19 protein-coding genes and 2 riboswitches are annotated in these 22,743 nt (G+C 73.4%); of the genes, 8 read left to right on the forward strand and 11 right to left on the reverse strand.

Going from position 1 to position 22,743, the window contains the following annotated elements; translation table 11 throughout:
* Positions 1 to 51: 51 nt before the first annotated feature.
* Positions 52 to 693 (forward strand): TetR/AcrR family transcriptional regulator, encoded by a 642-nt coding sequence (locus tag ACYVJE_RS09365; protein WP_459157080.1) that lies wholly within the window; start codon positions 52 to 54, stop codon positions 691 to 693.
* 458 nt (positions 694 to 1,151) lie between these two features.
* On the opposite strand, the gene ACYVJE_RS09370 is transcribed toward ACYVJE_RS09365, so the two are convergent.
* The 5 genes from ACYVJE_RS09370 to ACYVJE_RS09390 all read right to left on the reverse strand — a co-directional run bounded on the left by ACYVJE_RS09370 (position 1,152) and on the right by ACYVJE_RS09390 (position 9,017).
* Positions 1,152 to 3,368, reverse strand: a complete 2,217-nt coding sequence (locus tag ACYVJE_RS09370) for a 3-hydroxyacyl-CoA dehydrogenase NAD-binding domain-containing protein (protein ID WP_461144157.1) — start codon at positions 3,366 to 3,368, stop codon at positions 1,152 to 1,154.
* Between the two features lie 64 nt (positions 3,369 to 3,432).
* Complete coding sequence (locus ACYVJE_RS09375; protein ID WP_461144217.1) at positions 3,433 to 4,647, reverse strand: acetyl-CoA C-acetyltransferase; 1,215 nt, start codon at positions 4,645 to 4,647, stop codon at positions 3,433 to 3,435.
* A 262-nt stretch (positions 4,648 to 4,909) separates the two neighbouring features.
* The gene (locus tag ACYVJE_RS09380; protein ID WP_459157083.1) at positions 4,910 to 6,238 is read right to left on the reverse strand and encodes a (Fe-S)-binding protein; all 1,329 of its coding nucleotides are present in this window, start codon (positions 6,236 to 6,238) and stop codon (positions 4,910 to 4,912) included.
* Positions 6,238 to 7,512, reverse strand: coding sequence for an FAD-binding oxidoreductase (locus tag ACYVJE_RS09385; RefSeq protein ID WP_459157084.1), 1,275 nt, complete (start codon positions 7,510 to 7,512; stop codon positions 6,238 to 6,240). The genes ACYVJE_RS09380 and ACYVJE_RS09385 overlap by 1 nt, the downstream gene beginning before the upstream one ends.
* Positions 7,512 to 9,017: an FAD-linked oxidase C-terminal domain-containing protein gene (locus ACYVJE_RS09390; protein WP_459157085.1), complete on the reverse strand. Its 1,506-nt coding sequence runs from the start codon at positions 9,015 to 9,017 to the stop codon at positions 7,512 to 7,514. Before ACYVJE_RS09390 ends, ACYVJE_RS09385 begins: the two co-directional genes overlap by 1 nt.
* Positions 9,018 to 9,265: 248 nt before the next feature.
* On the opposite strand from ACYVJE_RS09390, the gene ACYVJE_RS09395 reads away from it, so the two are divergent.
* The gene (locus ACYVJE_RS09395; protein WP_461144158.1) at positions 9,266 to 10,234 is read left to right on the forward strand and encodes a DUF2332 domain-containing protein; all 969 of its coding nucleotides are present in this window, start codon (positions 9,266 to 9,268) and stop codon (positions 10,232 to 10,234) included.
* Positions 10,235 to 10,245: 11 nt separating this feature from the next.
* Here ACYVJE_RS09395 and ACYVJE_RS09400 read toward each other — a convergent pair whose 3' ends face one another.
* From ACYVJE_RS09400 to ACYVJE_RS09410, 3 genes are all read right to left on the reverse strand, one after another.
* Positions 10,246 to 11,421 (reverse strand): alkaline phosphatase family protein, encoded by a 1,176-nt coding sequence (locus ACYVJE_RS09400; protein WP_461144159.1) that lies wholly within the window; start codon positions 11,419 to 11,421, stop codon positions 10,246 to 10,248.
* 176 nt (positions 11,422 to 11,597) lie between these two features.
* Complete coding sequence (locus ACYVJE_RS09405; RefSeq protein WP_461144160.1) at positions 11,598 to 12,740, reverse strand: acyl-CoA dehydrogenase family protein; 1,143 nt, start codon at positions 12,738 to 12,740, stop codon at positions 11,598 to 11,600.
* Between the two features lie 2 nt (positions 12,741 to 12,742).
* Positions 12,743 to 13,894, reverse strand: coding sequence for a CaiB/BaiF CoA transferase family protein (locus tag ACYVJE_RS09410; protein WP_461144161.1), 1,152 nt, complete (start codon positions 13,892 to 13,894; stop codon positions 12,743 to 12,745).
* Between the two features lie 108 nt (positions 13,895 to 14,002).
* On the opposite strand from ACYVJE_RS09410, the gene ACYVJE_RS09415 reads away from it, so the two are divergent.
* From ACYVJE_RS09415 to ACYVJE_RS09430, 4 genes are all read left to right on the forward strand, one after another.
* A complete protein-coding gene (locus tag ACYVJE_RS09415) occupies positions 14,003 to 14,890 on the forward strand; it encodes a MerR family transcriptional regulator (protein ID WP_461144162.1) in 888 nt (295 codons plus the stop codon).
* Between the two features lie 220 nt (positions 14,891 to 15,110).
* Entirely contained in the window at positions 15,111 to 15,518 is a 408-nt protein-coding gene (locus tag ACYVJE_RS09420) for an SSI family serine proteinase inhibitor (RefSeq protein ID WP_459157091.1), read from the forward strand.
* Between the two features lie 223 nt (positions 15,519 to 15,741).
* A complete protein-coding gene (locus ACYVJE_RS09425) occupies positions 15,742 to 16,131 on the forward strand; it encodes a YidH family protein (RefSeq protein WP_461144163.1) in 390 nt (129 codons plus the stop codon).
* Positions 16,132 to 16,197: 66 nt separating this feature from the next.
* On the forward strand, positions 16,198 to 16,536 hold the full coding sequence (locus ACYVJE_RS09430) for a DUF202 domain-containing protein (RefSeq protein WP_461144164.1): 339 nt from the start codon (positions 16,198 to 16,200) through the stop codon (positions 16,534 to 16,536).
* A 37-nt stretch (positions 16,537 to 16,573) separates the two neighbouring features.
* Here the strand turns inward: ACYVJE_RS09430 and ACYVJE_RS09435 are convergent, their stop codons facing one another.
* Together ACYVJE_RS09435 and gcvH are read right to left on the reverse strand one after the other, a co-directional pair.
* Positions 16,574 to 17,929: an L-serine ammonia-lyase gene (locus tag ACYVJE_RS09435; RefSeq protein WP_461144165.1), complete on the reverse strand. Its 1,356-nt coding sequence runs from the start codon at positions 17,927 to 17,929 to the stop codon at positions 16,574 to 16,576.
* Positions 17,930 to 18,274: 345 nt separating this feature from the next.
* Positions 18,275 to 18,643: a glycine cleavage system protein GcvH gene (gene gcvH, locus ACYVJE_RS09440; RefSeq protein ID WP_461144166.1), complete on the reverse strand. Its 369-nt coding sequence runs from the start codon at positions 18,641 to 18,643 to the stop codon at positions 18,275 to 18,277.
* A gap of 62 nt (positions 18,644 to 18,705) precedes the next feature.
* Positions 18,706 to 18,800: riboswitch (glycine riboswitch) on the reverse strand.
* Positions 18,801 to 18,900, reverse strand: a riboswitch (glycine riboswitch).
* Positions 18,901 to 18,998: 98 nt separating this feature from the next.
* Here gcvH and ACYVJE_RS09445 point away from each other — a divergent pair.
* A complete protein-coding gene (locus ACYVJE_RS09445; protein ID WP_461144167.1) occupies positions 18,999 to 20,588 on the forward strand; it encodes a helix-turn-helix domain-containing protein in 1,590 nt (529 codons plus the stop codon).
* A 21-nt stretch (positions 20,589 to 20,609) separates the two neighbouring features.
* On the opposite strand, the gene ACYVJE_RS09450 is transcribed toward ACYVJE_RS09445, so the two are convergent.
* The gene (locus tag ACYVJE_RS09450) at positions 20,610 to 21,203 is read right to left on the reverse strand and encodes a GNAT family N-acetyltransferase (protein WP_461144168.1); all 594 of its coding nucleotides are present in this window, start codon (positions 21,201 to 21,203) and stop codon (positions 20,610 to 20,612) included.
* A gap of 350 nt (positions 21,204 to 21,553) precedes the next feature.
* On the opposite strand from ACYVJE_RS09450, the gene ald reads away from it, so the two are divergent.
* Positions 21,554 to 22,669: an alanine dehydrogenase gene (gene ald, locus ACYVJE_RS09455; RefSeq protein ID WP_461144169.1), complete on the forward strand. Its 1,116-nt coding sequence runs from the start codon at positions 21,554 to 21,556 to the stop codon at positions 22,667 to 22,669.
* The last annotated feature ends 74 nt before the right edge of the window (positions 22,670 to 22,743 follow it).

The following is a 22,743-nucleotide window of genomic DNA, read 5'->3' on the forward strand; positions in this document are numbered from 1 at the left end:
TACCACACAGTAGGCTACTACGAGTAGGTTACTTGCGGTAGGGTTTGTTCCGTGGTGACACGGCAGCGAGCGGAGACGACGAACGGCGCGCGCAAGCGGCACACCCGTGCGGAGCGCGAACAGCAGATCCTGTCCGCGGCGGAGGAGATCTTCGCGGCGGAGGGGTACCAGGCCTCGTCCATGGACGACATCGCCCACCGCGTGGGGCTGTCCAAACCGATGCTCTACGAGTACTTCGGTTCCAAGGAGGGACTGCTCATCGCCTGCCTGCACCGCGCCAAGCGGGAGCTGCTGGAGTCCACCACGCGCGCGGCCGAGCACGCCCAGCACCCCGAGCAGCTGCTGCACGACTGCCTGCTGGCGTTCTTCCGCTTCGGCGAGGACCACGCGCAGTCCTGGGCGCTGCTGCGCAACGAGTCAGCCGTGGCCAGCACTTCGGTCACCAGCGAGCTGGAAGCCATCCGCGCCCAGCAGACGGACTTCACCGCGCGCCTGCTGCAGGCCACGCGCCCCGATCTCAGCGAGCTGCGCGCGGAGGCCTTCGCCGAGTCGATCATCGGTGCCTGCGAACGCCTCGCGCTGTGGCGCGAGCGCCGCCCGGAGGTGACCCCGGACGAGGCCGCGCAGCACCTGATGGACCTGCTGCACCCGAGCCTGCTGCCGGACGCGGTGGACCGGCTCGCGGAGGGCTGATCGGCGCCCGCCCCGACGTGCGCCGACCGGCCGACCAGCTGGTCCTGCCCCGGCGGGCCGAGCGAGCCGGGCCCGCGCAGCCCCGCCGCCGGGGAGCACCGCCGCGCACGCCGGGGCGGCCGGCTGCACCGCCGACCGCCCCGCGCGCCTGGCCGCATGCTCTTCTGCGGGGACTCGCGGATCGGTGACCTTGTGCTGCGCCACGTGGACGGCGCAGCCGCTTCCTCACCACGCACGCAGACCGACCCGACGGGGGTTCTCCGGCGCTGGCCTCGCGAGGACAGCCCCGAAGGGGCTGCTCCCGTCCGGGGAGGGTGGTCGGGGGCAGCTGGGAGGTCGGAGGCAGCTGGGAGCAGGCGGCTCCCCGATGTCGGGAATCCCGCAGCGAGGCCCCGCCGGAGGTTCCTCCCAGCTACCCCACCCCCGGCCCTCAACAGCCGATCCGCGGACTCCCGGGTCTACGCCGCGGTGGCGGCGACGACCTGGGAGTCCGGCTCCCCCGCGTCCAGCGGTTCGCGGGACTCCGCCTTGGCCACGAGGCTCGCCGGCGGGGTGAACCGGTCCCCGTGGTGCGCGGCGAGCTCGCGGGCGCGCGCGACGAACGCCGGCAGCCCGCCCGGGTAGCCGTTGATGTACTGCACCACGCCGCCGGCCCACGCGGGGAACCCGATGCCGAAGATCGACCCGATGTTCGCGTCCGGCACGGTCTCGATGACCCCTTCGTCGAAGCACCGCACCGTTTCCAGCGCCTGGATGAACAGCATCCGCTCGGTCAGGGCGGTAAAGTCCACCGCGGACGGGTCCACATCGGACCTGCCGAAGTGCTCCGCCAGACCGGGCCACAGGTGCGTGCGCTTGCCGTCGGCGTACTCGTAGAAACCGGCTCCCGCGTTGCGCCCGGGACGTTCGAACTCCTCGACCATCCTGTCGAGCACCGCGTCGGCCGGGTGCGGCGTCCACGTGCCGCCGGCCGCCTCGACCGCGCGCCGGGACTCCTCGCGGATCTTGCGCGGCAGCGTCAGCGTCAGCTCGTCGAACAGCTGCAGCACGCCCGCGGGGAACCCGGCCTGCGCGGAGGCCTGCTCGATGGTCTGCGCCGGGACGCCCTCGCTGAGCATCGCCACGCCCTCGTTGAGGAACGTGCCGATGACGCGGCTGGTGAAGAAGCCGCGGCTGTCGTTGACCACGATCGGCGTCTTGTTGATCTGCCGGACCACGTCGAACGCCCGCGCCAGCGCGCGGTCGCTCGTGCGCTGGCCGCGGATGATCTCCACCAGCGGCATCTTGTCCACCGGGGAGAAGAAGTGCAGGCCGATGAAGTCCTCGCTGCGCCGCACGCCCTCGGCCAGGCCGGTGATCGGCAGCGTGGAGGTGTTCGAGCACAGCAGGGCGTCGGGGTCGACCACGTCCTCGATCTCGGCGTAGACCCGCTGCTTCACGTCCGGGTCCTCGAAGACCGCCTCGATGACCAGGTCCGCACCGCGGAGCGGTTCGACGTCGGCGGTCGGCGTGATGCGCGCCAGCACCTCCGCGCGCTCGGCTTCGCTGACGCGGCCCTTGGCCACGCCCTTGTCGAGCACCTGCTCCGAGTAGGACTTGCCCTTGGCCGCGGCCTCGGCGGAGACGTCCTTGATGACGACCTCCATGCCGGCCCGGGCGCACACGTGGGCGATGCCCGCGCCCATCATGCCGCCGCCGAGCACGGCCACCTTGCTCGCCCGCGTCTCCGGCTGGCCGTCGGGCCTGCTGCCGCCGGAGTTGATCTGCTGCAGGTCGAAGAAGAAGGCCTTGCTCATGTTCTTCGACGTCTGCCCGCACGCGAGGGCGAGGAAGTACTCCTCCTCGACCTTGAACGCGGTGTCCACGTCGACCTGCGCCCCCTCGACCGCCGCGCACATGATGTGGTGCGGCGCGGGCAGCGGAGCGCCCTTGAGCTGTTTGCGCAGGTTCGCCGGGAACGCGGGCAGGTTCGCGGCGAACTTGGGGTTGTCCGGCGCCCCGCCGGGGATCTTGTAGCCCTTGCGGTCCCAGGGCTGCGTCGGCTCCGGACCGGAGGTGATCCACTCCTTGGCCCGGCCGAGCAGTTGCTCGGCCGAGTCGACGAGCTCGTCGACCAGCCCCTGCTCGGCGGCCTTGGGCGGCTTCAGCTGCTGCCCCTCCAGCAGGAGGTTGAGCAGGGCGTCGGTGATGCCGAACATCCGCACGCTGCGGACCACGCCGCCGGCGCCCGGCAGCAGGCCGAGCGTGACCTCGGGGAAGCCGAGCTTCACGGAGCGGTGGTCGAGTGCGACCCGGTGGTGGCACGCCAGGGCGATCTCCAGGCCGCCGCCGAGCGCGGCACCGCCGATCGCGGCCGCGACCGGGACGCCGAGGGTTTCCAGCCGGCGCAGCTGGCGCTTGCTCCGCGCGGTGCTCTCGGCGACGCTGGCGGCGTTCTCCGGGCGGGCCTGGACGAGTTCGCGCAGGTCGCCGCCGGCGAAGAAGGTCTTCTTCGCCGAGGTGATCACGACGCCGGTGATCTGGTCGCGCTGCTGCTCCAGCTGGTCGAGCGTCTCCTCCATCGAGCGCAGGAAGCGCTCGTTCATCGTGTTGGCCTGCTGCTGGGGGTCATCCAGGGTCAGCACGACGATGCCGTCGCCGTCGGACTCCCACCGGATGGTGCTCTCCTCGGTCATGCGCTGCCCTTCAGTCTTCGTCAGCCGGGTTGCGGGGGTGTTGCGGGTGGCGCGGGCGCGGCGCTCAGGCGACGCGCTCGACGATGGTCGCGATGCCCATGCCGCCGCCGATGCAGAGCGTCGCCAGCCCGTAGCGCAGTTCGCGCCGCTCGAGTTCGTCGATGAGCGTGCCCAGGATCATCGCGCCGGTGGCGCCGAGCGGGTGGCCCATCGCGATCGCTCCGCCGTTGACGTTGACCTTCTCGTGCGGAACCCCGAAATCGCGCATGAACTTCAGCGGCACCGCGGCGAACGCCTCGTTGATCTCGACCAGGTCGATGTCCTCGATGCTCATCTGCGCGGTGCGCAGCGCCTTGCGCACGGCCGGTCCGGGGCCGGTGAGCATGATGGTCGGGTCGGATCCGCTCAGCGCCGCACCGACGACGCGGGCGCGGGGGGTCATCCCGTGGCGCGCGCCGAACGATTCGCTGCCGACGAGGGTGAGCGCGGCACCGTCGACGATGCCGGAGGAGTTGCCCGGCGTGTGCACGTGGTCGATGCGCTCCACCCAGTGGTACTTCTGCTGGGCGACCGCGTCGAAGCCGCCGGCCTCGCCCATTTCGGCGAAGGAGGGCGTGAGCCCGCCGAGCTTCTCCGCAGTGGTGCCGGCGCGCACGTGCTCGTCGCGGTCGAGCACCGTGTTCCCGTTGCGGTCGACCGCGGGCACGACCGAGCGCGCGAACCGCCCGTCGGCCCAGGCCTTGCTCGCCCGCGTCTGCGACTCGGCGGCGTAGGCGTCCACCGCGTCGCGGTCGAAGCCCTCCAGCGTGGCGATCAGGTCCGCACCGATGCCCTGGGGGACGAAGGACGTGGCGAAGTTCGTCTCCGGGTCCATCGCCCACGCGCCGCCGTCCGAGCCGATGGACACGCGGGACATCGACTCGACACCACCGGCCAGGACGGCGTCCTCCCAGCCGGAGCGGACCTTCTGCGCCGCCGTGTTGACCGCTTCCAGTCCTGAGGCGCAGAAGCGGTTGAGCTGCACGCCGCTGACGGTCTCCGGCAGCCCGGCCGCCAGGGCAGCGGTCTTGGCGATGTCGCCGCCCTGGTCCCCGATCGGGGAGACCACGCCGAGCACGAGGTCGTCGATCTCCTCCGGATCCGCCCGCGGGTGCCGCCGTCGCAGCTCGTCGATGAGCCCCGTCACGAGACTGACGGGTTTGGTCCCGTGCAGCGATCCGTCCTTCTTCCCACGCCCTCGCGGCGTGCGGATCGCTTCGTAGACGTACGCCTCGGACATGTCGCGGGCCTCCTCGTCGCGCGGCAGGTGCTTCAACCAGAGTGTGACAGCGCGACTGTCATCGTCAATAGCGACGAGCCGCCCGCCCTCGACGGCACATCACTGCGCGAACCACCCCGAGCCACCGCGCAGATCGGCGGCCGCGTGCTTGGCCGCAGCGGTCCGCCGGGCAAGCGGCGCAGCCGCTTCCTCCCCACGCGAGCAGGCCGACTCGCCGGGGGTTCCCCACCCGCCCGCTGCGCCGGCCGATCCGCGGACTCCATCAACGCAGCAGCTGCTGCGCGTCGACGCCCCGCAGCGAGGCGTCGAGCAGCTGCACCGTGTGCGCCATCGGCAGCTCCTCGTCCCGGCGCTGCAGCGCGGTGCGGATCTGCATCGAGCAGCCCGGGTTCGCGCTGACCAGCAGGTGGGCCCCGGTGTCCAGGACGTTCTGCGCCTTGCGGTCGCCGAGCTCGCCGGCGGCCTCCGGTTGCAGCAGGTTGTACACCCCGGCCGAGCCGCAGCACAGCTCGCCGCGGTTGATCTCCCGCAGGCGCAGGCCGGGGATGCCGGCGAGGAGTTCGCGCGGCGCCGAGCGGATGCCCTGGCCGTGCGCGAGGTGGCAGGCGTCGTGGTAGGCCACGTCCAGTTCGAGCGGGTGCCGCGCGGCCCGCGGTTCCAGCTCGGCGAGCAGTTCGCTGACGTCGCGCACCCGCGCGGAGAAGCGCTCCGCCTTCTCCCGGTACTCGGGGTCCTCGCGCAGCAGCCGCGGGTACTCCTTGAGGGTGGAGCCGCAGCCGGCCGAGTTGATCACCACGTAGTCCACTTCGGACCGCTCGAACAGGTCCAGCAGGCGCCGCGCGAACCCGACGGCCTCCTCGGCGCGACCGGAGTGCTCGCTGAGCGCGCCGCAGCAGCCCTGCGACGGCGGGATCACCACGTCGCAGCCCTCCGCCGCGAGCACGCGCGCCGTCGCCGCGTTCACGTCCGGGAAGAACGCGCTCTGCACGCAGCCGGTGATCATGCCGACGGTCGCGCGCCGGCGGCCGCGCGCGGGCAGGCGCTTCCCGAGCTTCTCCGCCCGCCGCACCGGCGGGGTCAGCGACTCCATGGTGCGCAGGCTCGCTGGAAGCCGCCGCCACAGCGCGGTCCTGCGCAGCAGCGGTCCGATCCGGGAGCGCTGGTAGAGCGCCAGCGGTGCGCGCAGGGCGCGCAGCCGCCGCGGGTACGGGAACAGCGCGAAGATCGCGCCGCGCAGCAGCCGCTCCCAGCGGCTGCGGGTGTGGTTGCGCTCCACCTGGGCGCGGGTGTCGGTGATGAGCTCGCCGTAGCGCACCCCGGACGGGCAGGCGCTGACGCAGGCCATGCAGCCGAGGCAGTTGTCGAAGTGCCCGACCATCGTGCCGGTGAGCGGTTCGCCCTGCAGCCCCAGGTCCATGAGGTCGATCCGCCCGCGCGGCGAGTCCATCTCCTCGCCCCACAGCTCGTAGGTGGGGCACGCGGGCAGGCAGAAACCGCAGTGCACGCAGTCGTTGATCAGCTCCTGCTGCGGCGGGTGCAGCGCGTCGAACGCGCCGGGGCCCGCCGCCTCACCGGATGTCCCCTGCGTCATCAGATCCCTCCTGCGAACCGCCCGGGCGCCAGGCGCCGGTCCGGGTCGAAGTAGTGCTTGGTGCGGGCGAACAACGCGTGCAGCCCGGGCTCGACGGGTCCCCACACGTCCACGGCCGCGCGGACCTCCCGCGGGGCGCGCAGCACGACCGCGTAGGTGCAGCGCCGGCGCAGCTCGCCGATGAGGGCAGCCGCCCGGTGCGGATCGGCTGCGCCGTCCAGTCCCACGTGGACGACGCCGAGACCGGCCGCGCCGCGGACGGCGGCGGTGACGCCGTGCTCGGCCGCCGCCTGCTGCACCGCCGCGAGCAGGTCGGGCAGTTCGGCCGGGGGCGCGCCGGCGCGCAGGCCGGTGCCGCCGCTCGCGTCGAACGGGTAACTCCCCCACCACTCCGGTGGCCGGGAGCGGATCTCCGCCTCCAGGCCGAGGGAGCTGCGGAGCTCCTCCGCGCGGCGGTGCGTCACCTCCGGCAGGCCTTCGAGCTCGGCGCACACCGCCAGCGGTCCGTCCGGTTCGGGCCGGTCGACCTCGATCGCGGTGGGCATGGCCTGGCTGCCGCGGACGGCGGCGGCGATCCGGCCCGCCTCCTCCGGCGCGTCCGCGGTGGCCAGGATCCAGCGGTGCTCGGAGCTGACCGGGTGCAGCCGGAAGACGACCTCGGTGATCACGCCGAGCGTGCCGTAGGAGCCGGTGTAGAGCTTGCCGAGGTCGTAGCCGGCGACGTTCTTGACGACCTTGCCGCCGGAGGTGGCCACCGTGCCGTCGGCGAGCACCGCGGTGATGCCGATGAGCAGGTCGCGCACGCCGCCGGAGGAGTGCCGCGCCGGACCGGACTCGGCGGTGGCGACCACCCCGCCGAGCGTCGCGCCCGGCAGCGGGTGGTCGATCGCGAGCTGCTGGCCGTGCCGGCGCAGCTCGGCGTTGAGCTCGTCCAGCGGCGTGCCGGCGCGGGCGCGCACCACGAGGTCGCCGGCCGCGTGCTCGACGACGCCGCGCACGCCGGCCACGTCGAGCACCACGTCGACGCGCTCCGGCTCCGCGGCCCAGTCCGGTTTCGTCGCGCCGCCGCGGGCCACCACCGCGAGCCCGTGCTCGGAGCTCACCCGCATCGCGGTGGCGACCTCCTCGGTGCTGCCGGCCGCGACGCGCCAGCGCGCGCCGAGCTGGGCGTCGGTCCCGGTGGCCGCGCTGACGCGCTCCGCGCCGAGCGCGGCCCGCAGCGCCGCTCCGGCCCGGTCCGCCGTTCCTGCCTCGTCCGAGGTGCTCGTGCTCATCAGAACAGGTCCGCCAATCCCGCTTCGGTCAACGGATGCACACCGCGCCGCGGCCCGGGAACCTCGCCGCACAGCCGCGGCGTGGGGAAGACCTTGCCCGGGTTGCACAGCCCGGCCGGGTCGAACGCGCAGCGCACCGCCTGCATCGTGGCCATGTCCTCGGTGGTGAACATCCGGCCCATGTAGACGACCTTGTCCGCGCCCACCCCGTGCTCGCCGGTGATCGACCCGCCGTGCTCGACGCAGATGTCGAGGATGGCCCCGGAGACCTCCTCGGCCCGCTCGGCCGCGCCCGGCTCGGCGGAGTCGAACAGCACCAGCGGGTGCAGGTTGCCGTCGCCGGCGTGGAAGACGTTGGCGACGCGCACCCCGCTCTCCGCGGACAGCCGCGCGATGCGGCCGAGCACCTCGGGCAGCGCGGTCCGCGGGATCACCCCGTCCTGCACGATGTAGTCGGGGCTGATGCGCCCCACCGCGGCGAAGGCCGACTTCCGCCCCTTCCAGATGCGAGCGCGCTCGGCGTCGTCGGCGGCGACGCGCACCTCGAACGCGCCGTGCCGCTCGCAGTGCTCGGTGGTCAGCCGGAAGGCGTGCTCCACCTCGGCGGCGGGCCCGTCGAGCTCGACGACCAGCACGGCCCCCGCACCTTCGGGGTAGCCGCAGGCCACGGCCTGCTCGGCGGCTTCGATCGACAGGGCGTCCATCATCTCGATGGCGGCGGGGGTGATGCCGTCGGCGATGATCGCCGAGACCGCGGCCCCGGCCTCGTCGGTGGAGGGGAACCCGGCCAGCAGCGTCCGCACGCTCTCCGGGGCGCGCAGCAGCCGCACGGTGATCTTGGTGGCGACGCCGAGCGTGCCCTCGCTGCCGATGAACGCGCCGAGCAGGTCGTAGCCGGGCGCTTCGCGCGCGGGCCCGCCGAGCTCGACGAGCTGCCCGTCCGGGGTGACGACTTCCAGCGCGAGGACGTGGTTGGTGGTGAAGCCGTACTTCAGGCAGTGCGCACCGCCGGAGTTCTCCGCGACGTTGCCGCCGACCGAGCACACCTGCTGGCTGGAGGGGTCGGGGGCGAAGTAGTACCCGTCGGCGGAGACGGCCTTGGTCACGTCGAGGTTGATCACGCCGGGCTCGACGACGGCGCGCTCGTTGGCGACGTCGATGTCGAGGATGCGCCGCATCCGCGAGGTCACCACGAGCACGCCGGAGGAGTGCGGCAGGGCACCGCCGGACAGGCCGGTCCCGGAGCCGCGGGCGACGAACGGGAGGCCGTGCTCGTGGCAGGTGCGCACGACCGCCCGGACCTCCTCGGCCGTCTCCGGGAGGACCACGACGGCGGGGGTCGCGCGGTAGCTCGCGAGCCCGTCGCACTCGTAGGTCCGCAGCTGCTGCGGATCGGTGATGATCGCGCGTTCCGGCAGGAGCGCGCGGAACCGCCGGACGGCGCCGGCGACGTCCTGCTGCTCGCCGGGACGCTCGGCCGGGTCGTGCGTCGTGCTGGCCGACATGACCGCCTCCGGGGAATCTCGTCAGCGGATTTTCGTTCAGCGGAAGTCAGGTTTCGGGTTCGATCGTGAACCCTAGGTTGTAGCCCACATAGATACAAGAGGTGGCGATGCAGCCGCGCGCCGTCCTCGCGGCGCCCCGCGGAGCAGCCGCTGCCCACGCACCGCTGCCACCGATCGATTGTGCCCGCGGTCACGCGCCGTTGGCGAGTCCGACGTGCCACCATCACCGGCAGGACGAGGAGGCGCCCTTGATCGGTCTGGAAGCGGAGCGGTCCACCGCGGAGAACTACCGCAGCTTCGCCGAGCACGCGGCGCGCGGGCAGTCGCCGCGGTACGAGCAGTGGGCGCGCGGCATCGCCGAGGACGGCGAGCTCCTCGCCTTCCTGCACCGGCTGCCGCCCGACCGGCGGCAACCCACCCTGTTCTTCGCGGCGCTGCGCTGGGTCGCCGGGCTGCCCGCCGACCTCGACGCGCTGCGGGCGGTGGTGCGCGGGCGCGGCGCCGAACTGGAGCGCGCGCTGCGCACCCGCCGCACGCAGACCAACGAGGCCGGGCGCTGCGCCGTGCTGCTGCCCGCCCTGGCCCAGCTGCCGCAGCCGCTCGCCCTGCTCGAAGTGGGTGCCAGCGCCGGGCTGACCCTGCTGCCGGACCGCTACGGCTACGACTACGCCGGCCACCGCCTCGACCCGCCGGAGCCCGGTGCGCCGGTGCTGCCCTGCCGCCCGCGCGGACCGGTGCCGCTGCCCGCGCAACCGCCCCGCGTGGTGTGGCGCGCCGGGATCGACCAGCATCCGCTGCGCGTCGACGACACCGCCGACACCGACTGGCTCCGCGCGCTCGTCTGGCCCGGCCAGCCGGAACGGGCCCGGCGCCTGGAGGCCGCGGTGATCGTCGCCCGCCGCGATCCACCGCCGGTGCACCGCGGCGACCTCGTGGACGACCTCGCCGCGCTCGCCCGCGCGGCTCCGCCGGAGGCGACGCTCGTCGTGTTCCACACCGCGGTGCTGCCCTACGTCGACCCGGAGCGCAGGCGCGCGTTCGCGGCGGCCGTGCGCGGGCTCGGGGCGCGCTGGATCGCGAACGAACCCCCGACCGCGCTGGACGGCATCGCCGACGCACCGGCCGACGGCGGGACGGACTTCGCGCTCACCCGCGACGGCAGCCCGCTGGCGCAGGTGCACAGCCACGGCGCGTGGATCCGCTGGCTCGGCGACTGAGCGAGTCCGCGCTACGGCCCGAGCAGGACGGGGACCCACTGCTCCGCGGCGGTAACCGAACCGTGGTGGCCCAGCAGCCGCGACTCCCCGGGCTCCACGGTGGACCGGATGACGCCGGACTCGCGCATCACGGCGATGACCTCGCCGATCCGCGGCACCACCTCGTCGTCCACGACCGGGCCGAACCACCCCTCGTCGATCGCCTGCTCGCGGGTGAGCACCACACCGCGCTCGCCGAGCACGCCCCGCCAGGTCTCGGCCACGTCACCGGCCGCGCCCGGCTCGGGGTAGACGTAGCGCGCGCGGACCTCGCCGGCCACCTGGCGCACGCCCGCGGACAGGGCGGCGTCGGTGTCCACGTCGAACACTTCCGACGGGTCCACGGCGACCATCCCGTGGTCGGCCACCACGACCAGCGACACCCCGGAGGGCAGCCGCTCGGCCACGGAGGAGACCAGGTGGTCCACTTGGGACAGCTGGAAGCGCCACGGGTCCGAACCCGGACCGTGCGCGTGCCCCAGCAGGTCGACGTGCCCGTGGTAGGCGTAGCACAGCGTGGGCGCATCGGCGTGCGCCGCGGCGAGCATCCCCTCGGCGAGATCGCCGAGGGCGCGCACCCCGTGCAGCCGCGCCCCCCGCAGCGCGGCGCGGGTCAGTCCGGTGCCGGCGAACTCGGCGGGCACGACCGTGCGCAGCTCGATCCCCGAGCCCGTCAACCTCTCGGCGATCGTGGGGCGCGGCTGCGCCGCTTCCGGCGGCCAGGTGCTCAGCAGGCCGGTGCGGTGCCCCGCGGCGTCCTCCTCCGTGCCGTGCGTGCTCCAGCTCAGCGGGTGCAGCAGCCCGCCCACGGGCGGTGCGGCGAAGGTGTAGCCGGCGATGCCGTGCTCGCCGACGCACCTGCCGGTGCCGAGCGAGCTGATGCTGGCGGCCGTGGTCGTGGGAAATCCCGCGGTGAGCGGCTCCGCGGCGGGCAACGCGGACAAGTACGGCGCGTCGGCGGCGTGCTCGGCCAGCAGCTGCTGCCCCAGGCCGTCCACGAGCAGCACGATCGCGTTGCGGCACTCCGGGAACCCGACCGCGTCGGTGTGCCCGCGCGCGCCCATCGCCGCGAGCAGGCCCGGCAGCACGGCGGCGAGCGTGCGCCCGGCCGGGTCGGGCGGGACGACCCAGTCCGGCAGGTACGGCATCGAACGCTCCATCGCACGCCTCTCCGATCGCGGCACCGGCGGACACCGCCCGCCAGTCTCCCGCGGCGACCGGGTGCGCGGCCAGCCCTCCGGGAGGACGTGCTCCCGGAGCACCGGCCCGCCACCCGCGCAGCAGGCGGAGCGCGGTGGAACGCTCTGCGAGGCGGGAAAGGCCCTCAGATCCCGAGGGAACGGCCGATGATCTCCTTCATGATCTCCGTCGTCCCGCCGTAGATCGTCTGGACGCGCGAGTCCAGGTAGGCCTTGGCCACGGGGAACTCGGCCATGTAGCCGTAACCGCCGTGCAGCTGCAGGCAGCGGTCCACGACGCGCTTGTTCATCTCGGTCAACCACCACTTGGCCATGGCCGCGTCGGGGATGCTCAGCTCACCGGCGTTGTGCTCCTGCACGCACCGGTCGGCGAAAGTGCGTCCGATCTGGACCTCGGTGGCCATCTCGGCGAGCTCGAAGCGGACGTGCTGGAACTTGCCGATGGGGCGGCCGAAGGCGGTGCGCTCCCGGCAGTACCGCGTCGTCTCGTCGAGGACGTGCTCGGCGGCGGCCGCGGCGGCCACGCCGATGGACAGCCGCTCCTGGGGGAGGTTCTCCATCAAGTAGACGAAGCCCTGCCCCTCCTGCCCGAGCAGGTTCTCCGCGGGCACGCGCACGTCGTTGAAGAACAGCTCGGCGGTGTCCTGCCCCTTCTGGCCGATCTTGTCGAGGTTGCGGCCCCGTTCGAAGCCCTCCGCGCCGCGCTCCACGACGAGCAGGCTGATGCCCTCGTGGCCCGCCTCGGGATCGGTGCGCGCCACGACGACCACCAGGTCGGCGAGGATCCCGTTGCTGATGAACGTCTTCTGCCCGTTGAGCACGTAGTGGTCGCCCTCGCGCACCGCCGTGGTGGTGATGCCCTGCAGATCGCTGCCCGCCCCCGGTTCGGTCATCGCGATGGCGCTGATGAGCTCGCCGGAGCAGAACCCGGGCAGCCACCGCTGCTGCTGCTCCTCGGTGGCGAGCTTCAGCAGGTAGGGGGCGATGATGTCGTTGTGCAGCGGCGCCCCGAAGGAGGTGATCCCGGCGGTGACGAGCTCCTCGGCGAAGACGGTGTTGAACCGGAAGTCGTCGACCCCCGCACCGCCGTGCCGCTCCTCGGCCGCGAACCCGAGCAGGCCCTGCCGCCCGGCCGCGAGCCAGGCGTCGCGGCTGACCACGCCGTCCTGCTCCCACTGCTCGGCGTGCGGTGCGAGCTCCTTCTCCACGAAGGTGCGCACCGTGTCGCGGAACGCCTCGTGATCGGTGTCGTACAGTTCCCGCCGCATCGTCAGACTTCCTTTCGCACCACGGCTTCGGACTCGAGCAAGTCGTCGCCGAGCGCCCAGTCGCGGGCGACCTCGGCTGCGTGCGCACCGGCGCGCGGGGGTTCCCGCGGCGGCTCCGCCGGGGTTCGGCTGAACCGCGGTGCGGCTGCGGGCTGCCGGACGCCGCCGGCCTCGGGCAGCACCGCCCGCGCGGCCACGTGCGGGTGCTCGGCCGCTTCGGTCATGGACAGCACGGGCGCGACGCACGCGTCGGAGCCGGCGAAGACCTCCTCCCACTCCTCGCGGGTGCGCGTGCGGAAGACGTCGCCGAACGCGCGCCGGATCTCGGGCCAGTTGGCCGGGTCGTCGCGGTCGGGCAACCGCTCGGCGAGCCCGAGCCGCTCGACGAGTTCGGCGTAGAACTGCGGTTCCAGCGCGCCGACGGAGACGTGGCCGCCGTCGGCGGTCTCGTAGACGTCGTAGTAGGGGGCGCCGGTGTCGAGCAGGTTGGTCCCCCGCTCGGTCGTCCACAGACCGGCGCCGAGCATGCCGAACAGCATGGTGCCCAGGTGGCTCGCACCGTCCACGATGGCCGCGTCGACGACCTGGCCGCGTCCGCTGGTGCGCGCTTCGAGCAGCGCGGACAGCACCCCGACGGCGAGGTAGAGGGAGCCGCCGCCGAAGTCCCCGAGCAGGTTCACGGGCACCTGCGGCGGACCGCCGGCGCGGCCGATGGAGTGCAGCATCCCGGTGAGCGCGATGTAGTTGATGTCGTGCCCGGCCCGGTCGGCGCGAGGCCCCTCCTGGCCCCAGCCCGTCATCCGCCCGTACACGAGCGCGGGGTTGCTGCGCCAGCAGTCCTCGGGGCCGATGCCGAGCCGCTCGGTCACCCCGGGGCGCAGTCCTTCGAGCAGGACGTCGGCGCGGTCGGCGAGGCCGCGCACGGCCGCCGCCCCGTCCGCGTGCTTGAGGTCGACGGCCAGCGAGCGCTTGCCGCGGTCGAGCACGTCGGCCGGGTTCCCGGCGTTCTGCGGCCGGTCGACGCGGACGACGTCGGCGCCGAGGTCGGCCAGCAGCATGCCGCAGAACGGCGCCGGTCCGATCCCGGCGAGTTCCACCACGCGCACGCCCGCCAGCGGCCCCGCCGGGCGCGCGGCCTGCGAGGATTCGGTCACGAACCACCTCGTTCCCGGGCCCGTCCGGTACGGCGCGCCCCGCAGAGATTGTGACGTGCTCAGTGTTACACCGTTGGTGTCACAGAGGTCAAGGAGTATCGTGCGGCCATGCTCCGAACAGCGGACGACGAGCTCACCGTCGATGAATTGGCCGCCCGCGCCGGGGTGACCGTGCGGACGATCCGCTTCTACTCCTCGCGCGGGCTGCTCCCCCCGCCGCGGCTGCGCGGGCGGACCGGGATGTACTCGGGCGAGCACCTCGCCCGGCTCGACCTGATCCGGGAGCTGCAGGCGCTCGGCTTCACCCTGGCAGCGATCGAGCGGCAGCTGCACCGCATCCCGGACGACGCCTCCCCCGCGGAGCTGGCCCTGCAGCGCGCGCTGATCGCCCCGTGGACCGACGACCAGGCCGAGGACCTCGACCGCCACGAGCTCGACCAGCGGGCCGGGCGCCACCTCGACGACGCGCGCATCGACCAGCTCGTCCAGCTGGGGATCGTGCAGCGCCTCGACGACGGTTCCGGGCGGGTGCGGCTGCTGGTCCCGGCCATGCTCGACGTCGGCCTGCGCATCCTGGAGTTCGACCTGCCGCAGGACATGCTGGTGCGCGCCAAGGAGATCGTGGACCAGCACACCGGTCAGATCGCCGTGGAGCTGCGCGAGCTCTTCGCCGAGAACGTGCTGCGGCCGTACCGCCAGCGGGGACGTCCGGAGGAGGAGCGCGAACGGGTGCAGGCGGTGGCCGACGAACTGCGGCCGCTGACGCTGCGGGTGCTCGTGGACGGGTTCCAGCGCGCGGTCAACCGCGTGATCCGGCACCACGTGGGGGAGAGCCGGGAGGAGTCGCACGTGGACGGATCCACCGACGGGGACCGCGGCGCGGACCACTCCGCATCCACGGGGGATTCCCGCGGGGAACCCGGGGAGGACTCCGGCGCGGCGGAAGGGGGCGCGGACGCCGGGCGGTCCTCCCGGCCGCGGAGCCCGAGCCGGTGACGACCGGACGACGCGCTCCCCGCTCGTGATCAGACCACAGCGGACACCACCCGACGGTGTGATCACCGGAGCGGAAAGAGCGCCGCTGATCGTTACTTCTCGTCACAACCGCAGCGCCTCGGAACCTCGATCAAGTTAAATTCGGGCATACCCGATACACAACGCCGCGCACGCCGATAAAGATGGTGGCAGTCCGCTACCTTCGCAGAGGAGTGTGCACATGACCAGGTTCCGTCGGGCAGTGCTCGGCTCGGTCGCCGCTGCCGGGCTCGCACTCAGCCCCGCTGTCGCGAGCGCCGCCGCCAACCCCGACCCCGCGGCCGAGCCCGCCGACAGCATGCTCACGCTGACCGTTCAGAAGCAGGACTCCGCGCGCAGCGCCGCGGTGCTCACCTGCGACCCGGCCGGCGGATCGCATCCCGCGGCCCGGCAGGCGTGCGCTTCGCTCGCCAGCGCCAACGGCAAGCTCAACACGCTCAAGAGCGATGAGATGCGGTGCACGATGGAGTACGCCCCCGTCACCGCCACGGCCACCGGCGACTGGAGGGGTGAGCCGGTGCGCTTCCAGAAGGAGTACTCGAACTCCTGCCGGATGCAGGCCGAAACCGGCAAGATCTTCCAGTTCTGAACGACCGCGCCGCGCGCCGGGACGCCGGCTCGGTACCGGGCGTCCCGGCTGCCCCGCGCAGTCGTCCGCTCCGGCACACCGGATCGGCCCACCGGATCGCCCCGCGCTGGACCGTTCCCCACGCCGGATCGACCCCGCCGGGGCGGCCCCAGCACAGCTCCCGGTCCCGGAGCGGTCTTCCCTGCTCCGCAGGCCCGCCGGTGCGAGCGGATAACCTGGCGGTATGGCCTCCGAACCCGACGGCGAGCGCTGGCCGCGGCGGCTGTACGCGACCGGCGAGGACCCGGACCCGCGCTTCAGCCTCGCCAACGAGCGAACCTTCCTCGCGTGGATCCGCACCGCGCTGGCGCTGATGGCGGCGGGCGTCGGTGTGGAAGCCCTCAACGTCGTACCGCACTCACCCGCGAGTCCACTGCGGACGATCCTCGCGGTGCTCCTCGTGGCGGGCGGGGTGGCCTGCGCCGGTGGGGCGTTCCACCGCTGGTTCGCCACCGAGCGGGCGCTGCGCGCGGGGCGCACCCTGCCCGCCCCGCGGCTCGGGCCCGTGCTCGGTTACGGCCTCGTCGCGGCCGGTGTGCTCGCCTGCGTGCTCATGTTCCTGCCCGGCGTCTGAGATGCGCACCGCGAGGGAACGGACACCCGACGCGGAGAGGGCGCCCGCCGCGGAGGGAGCACCGCGATGACGGCGAACGGACCGCGCCCCCGGCAGCCCTGGGACCCCGGGCTGCAGACCGAGCGCACCGCCCTGGCCTGGCTGCGCACCACGCTGGCGTTCACCGTGGGCGTCCTCGTGCTGCTGCGGCTGCTCGCCTGGCACAGCGTGCTCGCCGCGGCCGTCTGCGCGGTGGTGCTCGTGCCGCTGGCCGCGGGCAGCACGTGGCTGACCTGGCGCCGGAACCTGCAGGAGGAGCGCCGGTTGCACGCCGCCCGCCCGCTGCCCGGTGCGGGGCTGCACGCGGCGGTCACCGCGGCGGTGGTGCTCACCGGCGCCGCTGCCCTGCTGTACATCGTGCTCTGAGAGCCCGTGCGCGACCTCCTCCGTTGCGAGCGGGCCTTCAGCACTCGATGACGTTGACCGCGAGGCCGCCCCGCGCCGTCTCCTTGTACTTGTCCTTCATGTCGCGCCCGGTGTTGCGCATCGTCTTGATCGCCTTGTCCAGGGACACGAAGTGCGTGCCGTTGCCGCGCAGCGCCATGCGCGCCGCCGTGATCGCCTTGACCGAAGCGACCGCGTTGCGCTCGATGCACGGGATCTGCACGAGCCCGCCGATCGGGTCGCAGGTCAGCCCGAGGTTGTGCTCGACGGCGATCTCGGCGGCGTTCTCCACCTGCGCCGGGGTGCCGCCGAGGACCTCGGTCAGCCCGGCGGCGGCCATGGAGCAGGCCGAGCCGACCTCGCCCTGGCAGCCCACCTCGGCACCGGAGATCGACGCGTTCTCCTTGAACAGCGCGCCGATGGCGCCCGCGGTGAGCAGGAAGCGCACGATGCCGTCCTCGTCGGCACCGCGGACGAACCGCGCGTAGTAGTGCAGCACGGCGGGCACGATCCCCGCCGCGCCGTTGGTCGGCGCGGTCACCACGCGGCCGCCGGCCGCGTTCTCCTCGTTGACCGCCAGCGCGTACAGCCCCGCCCACTCGGTCGGGTCGTCCTCGTCGGACAGCTTCGCCCGCAGGTCCGCCGCGCGGCGGCGCACCTTCAGCCCGCCGGGCAGGTGGCCGGTGGCGCGGCACCCGTTGTCGACGCACTCGCGCATCACGTGCCAGATGTGCAGCAGGCCGTCGCGCACCTCCTCCGGGCTGCGCCAGGACATCTCGTTGGCGCGCATCACCTCGCTGATCGGCAGCCCCAGCTCGACGGCCGTGTGCAGCAGTTGCTCGCCGCTGTGGAACGGCAGCCGCACGGCGGTCGCGTCCGGGGCGATGCGGTCGGTGCCGCTGGCCTGCTCGTCGACGACGAAACCGCCGCCCACGGAGTAGTAGTCGGCGCTGGCCAGCTCCGCACCGGAGGAGTCGGTGGCGGAGAACCGCATGCCGTTGGGGTGCACCGGCAGCGATTTCTGCCGGTGCAGCACCAGGTCGTCGTCCACCGGGAACGGGATCTCGCGGGAACCGGCCAGCCGCAGACTGCCGCTCTGCCGGATCTCCGCCGCGCGCTCGCCGCCGACGGCCGGGTCGGCCGTTTCGGGGGCGTTGCCCTCCAGGCCGAGCAGCACCGCGTTCGGGCTGCCGTGGCCGGTTCCGGTGGCGCCGAGCGATCCGAACAATTCGGCCCGCACCCGCGCGACCGCGGGCAGCGCGCCGTCCCGCTCCAGCCGTTCGGCGAACATGCGGGCAGCTCTCATCGGGCCGACGGTGTGCGAACTCGACGGTCCGATTCCCACGGAGAAGAGGTCGAAGACGCTGATCGCCATTGATCGGTCCCCCTGTTGTGCTGTCAGGCCGCGGGACCGCGCCCTGCCAGCGACCGCGGTGTCGTCTCACTGGTCATTCCCGTGCAGCGGCACCGCGGTGAACGCGGGCGGGAACGGTGCACCGGCGGCCGGTGGGCTCGTCGCTCCGGGCGGCCGGCCGCCCGGACTCCCTCAGGATCCAAGATCCTGTTCCGCAACCTCGCACACCTGCTGTGCGGGGAGCGTGGCGCCTCGCGGGGCAGCGTCCGCCCCTTTCGGAGGGGACTCCGCCACGCCGCTCTCCACCGCCTCGCGGCGCATCCACGCTGAACCCCGCGCACAACGGAGGAGGTTCCGGAACAGGCCCTAACCGATGAGCTGCTGGTACTCCTCGGCGGTGAGCACCTTGCCCATCTCGGTGACGCGCACCTCCAGCAGCCACCCCTGACCGTACGGGTCCGAGTTGACGATCGCAGGATCGTCGACCACGGCCTCGTTGACGGCGGTGACCTCCCCGGTCGCCGGCGCGTAGAGGTCGCTCACCGATTTCGTGGATTCGAGCTCGCCGCAGGACTGCCCCGCCTCGATCTGCTCCCCGACCTCGGGCAGCTGGACGTAGACGATGTCGCCGAGGGCGTCGGCGGCGTGCTGGGTGATGCCGATCCGGGTGATCTCACCGGAGTCGGAGAGCCACTCGTGCTCCTCGGTGTAGTGCAGTTCGCTCGGCAACGTCATGTCGGGAGGCTCCGTCCGTTCGTCGTCCGGGCAGGCCGCGGTCAGTGCACTGCCCGGGATGGGCCTCCCCCTCTGTTGCGGAACCTGAGAGCTTCGCCGCGTGCGCGACTTGCACCGTGGGTGCGGCACCTGCGGTGATGCCGCTTTCCAGAGTCACCTCCTCCGAGCGGTCACTGGGCCTGAGAGTTTGCGGGGAGTCTTGCTCCTTCGGCGCCCCGGTGCCCAGGGGCACTCGGGGTCTCTCCCGCTCGGGATCATCGGCTTATGCGATTGTCGGTGTGGTCACGATAAACGGACGCAGCGGGCTGTCAACACGCCCCACCGCACCACCGGCCGCGCACCAGTGAGGCAGCTCATGTTGGAACTCCCCGCGCTCGTCCAGCGGGTGGGCCCGACTTTGCTGCGCGCAGCGGTTCTGCCGGACGCGACCCCGTGCGTGGGCGACGTCGTCGTCGCTGAGGCCGACATCACGATCACCGAAGGTGATCTGGTTCTCGGTGTGGCGTGCCACGACCGCAGCGAGGCGCTCGACCTCGTCGCCGAGTGCGCCGAGCGGGGTGCGGCCGGTCTGCTGTGCAAGGCGCCGTGGCCCGACGAGGAACCGGTGCGCGCGGCCGCGCGGGAGGCCGGACTCGCGCTCGTGGAAGTGCTGCCCGGCACCTCGTGGGCGCAACTGGTGTGGCTGGTGCGCGCCGCGCTGGCGGAGGCCGGCGGCCGCCGGGAGGAGCCGGAGGTGCCCGCGGCCGGCGGCTCCGCGCGGGAGTTCACCGGGCTGCCGGGCCTGGGGGACCTGTTCCGCGTGGCCGACGCGGTCGCCGATGTCGTCGACGCACCGGTCACGATCGAGGACGCGCACTCGCAGGTGCTGGCGCACTCGGCGCGGCAGGACCGGATCGACCCGGCGCGCGTGTCGACGATCATGGGGCGGCGCCAGCCGGACGAGGTGCTGGCCAAGTTCCGCGCCCGCGGCACGTTCCGGCAGCTGAGCAAGTCCGGCTCGGCCGTGTTCGTGCCCGCGCAGCAGGACGGCACGCTGCCGCGGCTGGTGGTGCCCATCCGGATGGGCGGCGAGCTGCTGGGGTCGATGTGGGCCGTGGTGCCGGAGGAGGTCTCCGAGGAGCGCGCCACCGCCTTCGCCGACACCGCCCCGCTCGTGGCGCTGCGCCTGCTGCGCTGGCGCGCGGTCTCCGACGCGGAGCGGCAGCGCTCGGCCGAGCAGGTGCGCCTGCTGCTGCAGGGAGGCGAGGGCTGGCGCGCGGCCGCCACGGAGCTGGCCGTGTCGAACGAGCCGCACCGGGTGGTGGCGATCGAGGTGCCCGCCCCGGAGGGGCCGGACGAGGGGCACCGGCTGGGCATCTGGGAGTGGATCACCCGCGGGATCGGGCCGCACCCGCTGGTCACGGAGATCGGCAACCTGCTGTACGCGGTGGTTCCGGACCGTTCCGGTCCCGGCGGGTGGCGCACGCTGCGGGAGGCGCTGGCCGGGTGGGACATCGACCCGCGTCCGCTCATCGGCGTGGGCACGGCCGTCGGCGTCGCCGATCTCGCCGCCTCCCGCGGGCAGGCCGACGAGCTCGTGGGACTGTCCCGCGGCGGGCTCACCCGCTCGCGGGTGGTGGTGTACGAGGAGCACTGGCCAGCGCTGGTGCTGTCGCGGATGGCCGGGGCCGCCACGGACGCGGGCGTGGGCGCGCTGGGGCCGCTCGCGGCGTTGCGCGAGCACGACCGGCGGCACGGCTCGGACTACGTGGCCACGTTGCACGCCTGGCTGCGGCACCCGGCCGAGCCGCGGCGGGCCAGCCGCGAGCTGCGGGTGCACCCGAACACCTTCCGGTACCGGATGCGGCGGGTCGAGGAGGTCCTGCAGCTCGACCTGGACGACCCGGACGTGCGCGCGGCGCTGCTCGTCCAGCTGCTCGCCGGCGCGTGGGCCCAGCACGACTGAGCGCCCGCTGACCTCCCGCGCTCACGGGGGCAGGTCCGCGAGGAACCCCTCCGCGACCGGGCGGTCGGCGAGGACGCGGCGCCCGTTGCGGTCGTGGCCGGCGAAGGCCAGCCCCGCCTTCTCCGCGACGCGTTCGGACGCCCGGTTGGCGGGTTCCATCCGCGCGATCACCGGTGTCCCGCGGTCGGCGCGGTGCGCTGCGCCGACCGCGTGCCGCGCGAGGGCCGAGGCCCACCCGCGCCCCCACCGGTCCGGGGCGAACCGGTAGTACAGGTTGAACACCCGCGCCGATCCGGCCGCCAGGTACCGCGCGCCGCCGAAACCGGCGATGCTCCCGGGGTCTCCCCCTCCGGGGTTCCCCCGCGCACCCACCTCTCCCGGCGCACCGGTCCCTCCCGGAACATCCGGGGAGGCCGTCACCGTCCAGTAACCGATGCCGCAGCGCCGCCAGTCGTCGATCCACTCCTCCAGCAGGGCTCGGCCCTCCTCGCGGTCGCGCAGCGGCCCGCGCGGGTTGTGCCGGTTCGTCCGCGGGTCGCCGTGGATGGCGAGGAGGGCTTCCAGGTCGGACGGGCGCGGCGGCCGGACGCGGAACCCTCGGCCTGCTTCTGCCATCGTCACCCTCCTCGAGCGCTTCGCGCGGACGCGCCCCGCGGACGCGCGGCCTCCCCCGATCATGCCCCACACCGCTCTTGCGCAGGTGTTCCGCGCTGGAGGTGCGCAGCGGAGCGCGTGCCCCCGGTCCCCACGAGGACCGCAACCGGGTGCACCGGCCGCTCGGCGGACCGGTACCGGCGGTCCGCGCTCCTCTTCGACGTCATCGCCCGTTCGGGCCCACATCTCCTTGCGCAGGCGTTTTGTGCTGACGGCACAAACGGAGGTGGGCACGCTCATCGTGTGGGAATGATGCGTCGCCCAGCGGTGCGACGGATCGTGACACGCGACACCGAGGGAAAGGATCGACCGTGCGCATCGCTGTACCGCGCGAGATCAAGAACAACGAGTACCGGGTCGCGCTCACCCCGGCGGGTGTGCACGAGCTGACCACCCGCGGGCACGAGGTCTTCGTGGAGGCCGAGGCGGGGGCGGGCTCGTCCATCCCGGACGACGACTTCCTGGCCGCGGGCGCGAAGGTGCTGCGGCAGCACGAGGACGTCTGGTCGGAGGGCGAGCTCGTCCTCAAGGTCAAGGAGCCGATCCCGGAGGAGTACCCGCACCTGCGGCGGGACCAGGTGCTGTTCACCTACCTGCACCTGGCCGCGTCGGAGGAGCTCACCCGGGCGGTGCTGACCGCGGGCGTCACCGGCATCGCCTACGAGACCGTGCAGCTGGCCGACGGCACCCTGCCCCTGCTCGCCCCCATGAGCGAGGTGGCCGGGCGCCTCGCGCCGCAGGTCGGCGCGCACTCGCTGATGCGGCCGAGCGGCGGGCGCGGCATGCTGCCCAGCGGCGTGCCGGGCGTCCCGCCGGCCCGCGTGGTCGTCATCGGCGGCGGGGTCGCCGGGCTCAACGCCGCGCGCATCGCCCTCGGCATGGGCGCGGACGTGCAACTGCTGGACACCAACGTCGCCAAGCTGCGCGAGATCGACAGGGCGTTCGGCGGCCGGATCACGACGGTGGCCTCCAACCGCTACGCCGTGGAGCAGGCGGTGCGCGAGGCGGACCTGGTCATCGGCGCCGTGCTCATCCCGGGGGCGAAGGCGCCGAAGCTCGTGTCCAACGAGCTCGTGGCGGCGATGAAACCGGGCAGCGTGCTCGTGGACATCGCCATCGACCAGGGCGGCTGCTTCGCCGATTCGCACCCGACGACGCACGACGAGCCGACCTACCGGGTGCACGACTCGGTGTTCTACTGCGTGGCGAACATGCCGGGCGCGGTGCCGAACACCTCCACGCACGCGCTGACCAACGTCACCCTGCCGTACGTGCTGCGCGTGGCCGACCAGGGATGGCGGCAGGCCTGCCTGGAGGACGCGGCGCTGGCCGACGGGCTCAACGCCCACGACGGCGTGCTGACGAACGAGGCGGTGGGAACGGCCCACGGGATCGCCGCGACGGCGGTGGGCGACGTGCTCGAGTAGGGGCCCGCCGGGCCAGCGGGTGCGCACCGCAGGGCACCACCGGCACCGGGTGATGTCGCCCCTCCGGCAGTTGC

It is taken from the genome of Salinifilum aidingensis (assembly GCF_054782015.1).

Bases quoted from the DNA above. Each gene is read 5' to 3' on its own strand.
- ACYVJE_RS09370 (WP_461144157.1), bottom strand. From the start codon at position 3,368: ATGACCGAGGAGAGCACCATCCGGTGGGAGTCCGACGGCGACGGCATC.
- ACYVJE_RS09375 (WP_461144217.1), bottom strand. From the start codon at position 4,647: ATGTCCGAGGCGTACGTCTACGAAGCGATCCGCACGCCGCGAGGGCGT.
- ACYVJE_RS09380 (WP_459157083.1), bottom strand. From the start codon at position 6,238: ATGACGCAGGGGACATCCGGTGAGGCGGCGGGCCCCGGCGCGTTCGAC.
- ACYVJE_RS09385 (WP_459157084.1), bottom strand. From the start codon at position 7,512: ATGAGCACGAGCACCTCGGACGAGGCAGGAACGGCGGACCGGGCCGGA.
- ACYVJE_RS09390 (WP_459157085.1), bottom strand. From the start codon at position 9,017: ATGTCGGCCAGCACGACGCACGACCCGGCCGAGCGTCCCGGCGAGCAG.
- ACYVJE_RS09400 (WP_461144159.1), bottom strand. From the start codon at position 11,421: ATGCCGTACCTGCCGGACTGGGTCGTCCCGCCCGACCCGGCCGGGCGC.
- ACYVJE_RS09405 (WP_461144160.1), bottom strand. From the start codon at position 12,740: ATGCGGCGGGAACTGTACGACACCGATCACGAGGCGTTCCGCGACACG.
- ACYVJE_RS09415 (WP_461144162.1), top strand. From the start codon at position 14,003: ATGCTCCGAACAGCGGACGACGAGCTCACCGTCGATGAATTGGCCGCC.
- ACYVJE_RS09420 (WP_459157091.1), top strand. From the start codon at position 15,111: ATGACCAGGTTCCGTCGGGCAGTGCTCGGCTCGGTCGCCGCTGCCGGG.
- ACYVJE_RS09425 (WP_461144163.1), top strand. From the start codon at position 15,742: ATGGCCTCCGAACCCGACGGCGAGCGCTGGCCGCGGCGGCTGTACGCG.
- ACYVJE_RS09430 (WP_461144164.1), top strand. From the start codon at position 16,198: ATGACGGCGAACGGACCGCGCCCCCGGCAGCCCTGGGACCCCGGGCTG.
- ACYVJE_RS09435 (WP_461144165.1), bottom strand. From the start codon at position 17,929: ATGGCGATCAGCGTCTTCGACCTCTTCTCCGTGGGAATCGGACCGTCG.
- gcvH (WP_461144166.1), bottom strand. From the start codon at position 18,643: ATGACGTTGCCGAGCGAACTGCACTACACCGAGGAGCACGAGTGGCTC.
- ACYVJE_RS09445 (WP_461144167.1), top strand. From the start codon at position 18,999: ATGTTGGAACTCCCCGCGCTCGTCCAGCGGGTGGGCCCGACTTTGCTG.
- ACYVJE_RS09450 (WP_461144168.1), bottom strand. From the start codon at position 21,203: ATGGCAGAAGCAGGCCGAGGGTTCCGCGTCCGGCCGCCGCGCCCGTCC.